We start from the raw sequence: 3,711 nt of genomic DNA, 5'->3' as shown, positions 1-3,711 counted from the left end.
TGTTGTTGACATCGGTCAGGGCCTGGATGTCGATGCGACGACGAAACTCGCTTACAGCCGTCTTTCGCAAGCTGGTGACCAAACCGGGAGCCGCCCACACACCGTCACCCAATGGCACGCCGAACCCGGTATCGGGGTCGTGGTCGAATAGCGGCACGACAATGATGGTTGGCTCGTTGGGAATCTCGTTGTAGACGGTCGATGAGACGACAAGCACATCGACTCCCGTGGCCGTGGCCCAAATGTCGCCTCGGCGTGGCGATGTCAACGTTTGGTCAACTCGTCACGGTTGCGATCGGCCCACGCCTCGCTAAACGCAGCAACATCGGGATGCGCTCTCATCCACTGGTCGTGGGCTTCGCACCGCCGCCGCATGTCCTCGGCGTCCAGCACGGTCTCGATCCAGGCATTCATGGACTGCCGGTCAGCCTCGGCATACTGCTTCACCGCTTCGTATGCGCTGTCGGATAGCCGCAGCGTTACGGTCTTTGCCATCGTCTGATGGTAGCAGTATCTGCTATCGGTATATGCACCGAAAAAGCGGGCCCACGTGGTTTGCATCGCTACGGACGGCACCCGGTCGGTGTGTATATTGGTGTGTATGGCTCGGCTGAACGTGTACGTGCCCGACGATTTGGCGCACCGCGCGAGGGCGCGAGGCTTGAACGTCTCAGCGCTGACTCAGGCCGCGATCAGCGCCGAGTTAGAGAACTCTGCAACCGAGGCATGGCTTGACAGTCTGGCGGAAAGAAGCTCCGACGCTCGGCACGACGACGTGCTGGCCGCGATCGACGGCGCTCGGGATGAGTTCGGAGCGTGAGCTCACCCGCCCCTTCGGCGCCGGAGCAGGTGGTTATCGATGCAAGTGTCATGGTGGATCTCGTTGCCCGCACGAGTGATCGATTCTCGGCGGTGCGCGCACGGCTAACCCGGACGGCGATGCACGCGCCGGCGCACTTCGACGCCGAGGTGTTGTCGGCGCTGGGGCGCATGCACCGCGCCGGTGTGCTCACCGGTGCCCAGGTCGATGCGGCGCTGGATGAACTGCGACAGGCGCCGGTGACCCGGCACGGTCTTTCGTCGTTGCTCGCCGGAGCGTGGGCGCGGCGCGACACGCTCCGCCTGACCGATGCCCTCTACGTCGAGCTCGCCGAGACCGCAGGTCTGGTGTTGTTGACCACCGACCAACGATTGGCACGCGTTTGGCCGTCGGCGGACGCCATCACCTGAGCCCGCAGGCCCTGGAGAGTCGATCCTACGATGGCCGCTGCAACGACTGCGCCAATCCTGTTTGGGCGCGCTCGGATTCGACGGAGGCAGCGCCAACGCCTGGCCCGCGAACCCACCGTCCAGGCCGTGCGAGCGGTCGTGACCTCGACCGCGTCCACGTCGTCGGCGATATGGTGGATAGGCAGTCTGGGTCGGCTGCCGCGCCTATTCTCGCTGTTGGAGATCCGCCAGCCGCGTTGCGGCTGCCGCGCTCAGGGGAGTGGCGCGGTGAGTATCGTTGTCGACCTGCACGATGACGGTGCGCGCTAGGGCTACGCATCGGTCTTGCTGAAACAGGGCCTGCGCCAAGGTGATCGAAGTGCGGCCGACGGATTCGACGCGTGTGCCGATCGCGATCTGGCCGGGCCACGTCACCTCGCCGCGGAAGTCGAGTTCGAGGCGGGCGATGACGAAGGATTTGCCGGGTTCCCCGATGCCGGTGTCGGGAGCGTGGAGAAGTTCGACGCGACCGGTTTCCAGCGCCGTCGAAAAGACGGCATTGTTGACGTGCCCTTGCCGGTCAGTGTCGGAATACCGCAGCTTGTCGTAGGCGTGTGCGGGAAACTGTGCGAGCGTCGGGGTGTCGTCCATGGCGGTATCCACTTTCTTCGGGCCTATTTCTTCTTGGGTGTATTTCAGCTGATGACAACCATGGCGGGTCAGTCGGCGGCGAAGGTCCCGATGTGGTCGATAGTGGCGCTGAGCGCGGTCTCCAGCGGAGCGCCGTCGCGCTGCACCTTGGCGAGCAGCAGTCCACCTTGCAACGATGTCAACAGTGCCGTGGCCAATATATCGACGTCGGCGCACTCGAGCAGGCCGCCGCGGTCGCGCAGGAGCGCGAGTCCGTCGCGGATGGCGTCATGCCAGCGTCGGTAGCCCGCTACGACGTATTCTCTAGCTGCGTCGTCGGTTTCGACGAGCTCGTTAGCCAGTGAGCCCAGTGGGCAGCCACCGCGAAACCCGTTGCTGCGTTGGATGTTGACGATGGCCGCAGCCCAACTGCGTAGCGCCTCGAGCGAGTCGAGCCGGCTCAGCAGCGGCTCCTGGAATCCGAGGATCGCGTCGGTCTGATACTCCACCACCGCGCGGATGAGCGAGCGTTTGTCGGCGAAGTAGTGATACAGCTGCGACGCGCTGACGCCGGCTGCGGTTCGCACGTCCTCGGTACTGGTCCCGGCGACGCCGCGTTCAAAGACCAGCGCGGCCGCGGCGGTCACAATGCGATCCCGGGTGGCCTGGCCCTTCCGGGTGATCATCGGACGATTCTACAATTTTGGAGTTGACAATCCAAAAACCGCAGAGTTTTATGGAGGAAACAATCCAATTTTTGCGCGGAGGCCGCCATGACGATGCACACTCCCACGATCAACGAGCAGGCCCGCGCCATGTCCACTAGTGCCGCGGCGATGATGCCGACCGATGTCGTCGCCGCCTTCGCCGCCGATCAGTCCGCATTGGATGCTCGGGGTGTGCCGCAGAACGTCGCGGCGCCCGGATTGGTGATGCCCGATGGTGCCCTGCTCGACGTCCATGGTGCCCCTACGTCGTTGGCGCGGTTGCGGGCCGGACGCCCGGCGGTCGTGGTGTTCTACCGTGGAGCGTGGTGTCCGTACTGCAACATCACGTTGCGCACTTACCAAACTGAACTGGTTCCCGCGCTCGGCCAACGCGGCGTCGAGTTGATCGCGCTCAGCCCACAGAAAGCCGACGGTTCGCTGACTTCCACCGAATCCAATGAACTGACGTACTCGGTGGCATCGGATCCGGGCAATCAGATCGCCGCCGCTCTCGGGATTTTGACCGAGCCTTCTCCCGATTCTATTGCCGCTCAAGCCAAGTTGGGCCTGGATCTCACCGAGGTGAATGCCGACGGAGGCAAGACCCTGCCGATGCCCACCGTCGTGCTCATCGACGCCGCCGGAATCATCCGCTGGATCGACGTGCACCCCAACTACACCACCCGCACCGAGGTGCCCGATATCTTGGCCGCCCTCGACGCGGTGCGCTGAACCCCTTGCCGGACATAGCATCGGCTCAATCGATGTGACCCGCTGGAAGCGGCATTCCCAACATGCATCCGGCGCAGCTCATCACGGACAAAACGCGATCACGGATCTACAACCCCAGAGCCGAAGCTGCGCAGGCGCCCGGCGGTGCGGCAATCGGCGGTTCAGCGAACACCGCGTAGTGCCTCCCGCTGGTGCTCCTCGAACCCACGGGCCGGCGCTTCGGACGGGTCTACACCACGCCTCTGGCTTCCTTCCGGTTCAAGGGCGGCTTCCTTCTCCCGCCGTAGCGCCGCTCACTGGAGGGGTGTTCAGCCCTGGGCGGCCGCCAGCGCGTCATTGAACGTCTTGCTCGGCCGCATGACTGCGGTGACCTTGGCGTCGTCGAGTAGGTAGTAGCCGCCGATATCCGCCGGTGCGCCCTGCGCCTCAGCGA

Annotated in this window: 8 protein-coding genes; 3 read left to right on the top strand and 5 right to left on the bottom strand. The window is 64.3% G+C overall.

The window, feature by feature from the left end:
• Together AC2VOG_RS20685 and AC2VOG_RS20680 are read right to left on the bottom strand one after the other, a co-directional pair.
• The coding region (locus AC2VOG_RS20685; RefSeq protein WP_486941688.1) for a MazF family transcriptional regulator at positions 1 to 217 on the bottom strand (217 nt) is incomplete at its 3' end.
• 47 nt (positions 218 to 264) lie between these two features.
• On the bottom strand, positions 265 to 495 hold the full coding sequence (locus AC2VOG_RS20680) for a hypothetical protein (RefSeq protein WP_486941687.1): 231 nt from the start codon (positions 493 to 495) through the stop codon (positions 265 to 267).
• Between the two features lie 106 nt (positions 496 to 601).
• Between AC2VOG_RS20680 and AC2VOG_RS20675 the strand changes: the two genes are divergently transcribed.
• On the top strand, positions 602 to 820 hold the full coding sequence (locus tag AC2VOG_RS20675) for a type II toxin-antitoxin system CcdA family antitoxin (protein ID WP_486941686.1): 219 nt from the start codon (positions 602 to 604) through the stop codon (positions 818 to 820).
• The gene (locus AC2VOG_RS20670) at positions 817 to 1,230 is read left to right on the top strand and encodes a type II toxin-antitoxin system VapC family toxin (RefSeq protein ID WP_486941685.1); all 414 of its coding nucleotides are present in this window, start codon (positions 817 to 819) and stop codon (positions 1,228 to 1,230) included. The genes AC2VOG_RS20675 and AC2VOG_RS20670 overlap by 4 nt, the downstream gene beginning before the upstream one ends.
• A 204-nt stretch (positions 1,231 to 1,434) precedes the next feature.
• Here the strand turns inward: AC2VOG_RS20670 and AC2VOG_RS20665 are convergent, their stop codons facing one another.
• Positions 1,435 to 1,860, bottom strand: a complete 426-nt coding sequence (locus tag AC2VOG_RS20665; RefSeq protein WP_486941684.1) for an acyl-CoA thioesterase — start codon at positions 1,858 to 1,860, stop codon at positions 1,435 to 1,437.
• Between the two features lie 68 nt (positions 1,861 to 1,928).
• Positions 1,929 to 2,525, bottom strand: coding sequence for a TetR/AcrR family transcriptional regulator (locus AC2VOG_RS20660; RefSeq protein ID WP_486941683.1), 597 nt, complete (start codon positions 2,523 to 2,525; stop codon positions 1,929 to 1,931).
• Between the two features lie 87 nt (positions 2,526 to 2,612).
• Here AC2VOG_RS20660 and AC2VOG_RS20655 point away from each other — a divergent pair, with 87 nt between their 5' ends.
• Positions 2,613 to 3,278, top strand: coding sequence for a peroxiredoxin-like family protein (locus tag AC2VOG_RS20655; RefSeq protein WP_486941682.1), 666 nt, complete (start codon positions 2,613 to 2,615; stop codon positions 3,276 to 3,278).
• Between the two features lie 308 nt (positions 3,279 to 3,586).
• Here AC2VOG_RS20655 and AC2VOG_RS20650 read toward each other — a convergent pair.
• Positions 3,587 to 3,711 (bottom strand): NADP-dependent isocitrate dehydrogenase (locus AC2VOG_RS20650; RefSeq protein ID WP_486941689.1); only part of this gene is annotated, 125 nt, incomplete at its 5' end.

This window comes from Mycobacterium sp. TH-M11, assembly GCF_057473725.1.
The sequence above is the reverse complement of the archived record's forward strand: the minus strand, read 5'-3'. Positions and strand labels throughout refer to the sequence as shown.

Excerpts from the sequence above, each read along its gene's own strand:
- AC2VOG_RS20680 (WP_486941687.1), bottom strand. The coding sequence starts at position 495 with ATGGCAAAGACCGTAACGCTGCGGCTATCCGACAGCGCATACGAAGCG.
- AC2VOG_RS20675 (WP_486941686.1), top strand. The coding sequence starts at position 602 with ATGGCTCGGCTGAACGTGTACGTGCCCGACGATTTGGCGCACCGCGCG.
- AC2VOG_RS20665 (WP_486941684.1), bottom strand. The coding sequence starts at position 1,860 with ATGGACGACACCCCGACGCTCGCACAGTTTCCCGCACACGCCTACGAC.
- AC2VOG_RS20660 (WP_486941683.1), bottom strand. The coding sequence starts at position 2,525 with ATGATCACCCGGAAGGGCCAGGCCACCCGGGATCGCATTGTGACCGCC.
- AC2VOG_RS20655 (WP_486941682.1), top strand. The coding sequence starts at position 2,613 with ATGACGATGCACACTCCCACGATCAACGAGCAGGCCCGCGCCATGTCC.